Annotated in this window: 1 protein-coding gene and 1 pseudogene; both read left to right on the top strand. The window is 72.3% G+C overall.

Annotated features, from left to right (window positions below; translation table 11 throughout):
• Positions 1-308: pseudogene (locus WA805_RS13510) on the top strand (hypothetical protein); the annotation flags it as partial.
• Between the two features lie 163 nt (positions 309-471).
• On the top strand, positions 472-1616 hold a 1145-nt coding region (gene mftF, locus WA805_RS13505), incomplete at its 3' end, for a mycofactocin biosynthesis glycosyltransferase MftF (RefSeq protein WP_425242505.1).

Below are 1616 nucleotides of genomic sequence, written 5' to 3'. Positions count from 1 at the left end.
CCTGCGGGTTCTACGACTCCTGCCGGGGCGGCTGCATGGCGGCGAAGTTCTTCACCGGCCTGCCGCTCGACGGCCCCGACCCGGAGTGCGTGCAAGGCCACGGCTCGGCGGCGCTGGCCGCTGTCTCCGGTGCGGCGCCGAAGCCCTCGGTGGACCACTCGCACCGCAAGGTCCCGGTGACCATCGGCCGCCGCCGTCCGCCGTCCAAAGACTGCGACGAGAACCCGCTCGCAGGCTTCACGGCGTTATCGCTCCTCCGGTGCGGCGCGCACACCAGCCCATCACATGCCCTCCAGCTAGTTCCGTGAGGCGCGTGGGACTTGTGGTGTTCCGGCGCGTTCAGTCGGCGCCCGACAGCGGCGCCGAACAACGCTTCGGAACTCCACTGCGCCCCCCGCTTCCCTCAGGTACCAAAAGCCACCCTAGGATCGCGCCTGTCGCTCAGCCGGTCCGCTCGCTGGCGGCATTTTCATGATCACGAAGAAAAAGTTTCCTATAGACGCACTTTTCTTTCGTGATCATGGAAACCAAGGGCCTGCCGATGAGCTCGCCCCGGCCGGACTGCGACTGCGGGCGGACTCTGGGACGCGGCTGGTCGCGGCGGGCACGGTGCTCGTCGGCGGATCGCCGGTGCGGGTGCTACGGCTAACGCCTGCCGGGGCACGCGAGGTAGCGGGGTGGCTTTCTGGGACACCGGTGGGTGACAGCCAGGCGGCCCGGCAACTCGCGCGGCGGTTGCTGGACGCGGGGATCGCCCACCCGGACTGGGGCGCCCCCGACGGAGGCGATGGGTCGCCCGGCGTGGCTGACGTGACGGTCGTGATTCCGGTGCGGGACCGGTACGCGGAACTGGGGCGGTGCCTGGCGGGGCTGCGCGGCCTGCCGCACGTGATCGTCGTGGACGATTGCTCCGCCGATCCGGAGGCGATCGCGGCGATCTGCGCCGAGCACGGGGCGCGCGTCGTCCGCCGGGCGGTTAACGGGGGACCCGGAGCGGCGCGGAACTCCGGGCTGGCGGTCGCCTCGACCGCCTTGGTGGCGTTTCTCGACTCTGACTGCGTGCCGCGGCCGGGGTGGCTGGACCGGCTGCTGCCGCACTTCGGCGATCAGGCCGTCGGCGCGGTCGCGCCACGGATCGTGCCGCACGAGGAAGGAACGACCTGGCTGGGCCGGTACGAGGGGGCGAGTTCCACGCTCGACATGGGAAGCCGGCCGAGCATCGTCCGGCCCGGGGCGCGGGTCGCCTACGTTCCGGGAGCGGCGCTCGTGGTACGCAAGGCGGCCGCGGGCGCCGGGTTCGCCGCGGGCATGTACGTGGGGGAGGACGTCGACTTCGTGTGGCGGATGGCCGCCGCCGGCTGGCGGATCCGCTACGAGCCGGCGGCGGTCATGGGACACGATCACCGCGTCAGGTTCCGCGCCTGGTTCGCCCGTCGCCGCGATTACGGCACGTCGGCGGCGGCGCTTGAGCAACTCCACCCCGGCGTCGTCCGCCCCCTGTACACCTCTTGGTGGACGGCCGGCGCGTGGGCGGCGGCGCTGTCCGGCCGGCCGGGCATCGCCGTGACGCTGACTGGCACCGCGACCGCCTTGCTGGCCAGGCGCCTGTCCCGGGT

It is taken from the genome of Trebonia sp., assembly GCF_049794275.1.
GTDB lineage: Bacteria > Actinomycetota > Actinomycetes > Streptosporangiales > Streptosporangiaceae > Trebonia.
This window is presented reverse-complemented; position numbering and strand designations above follow the sequence as displayed.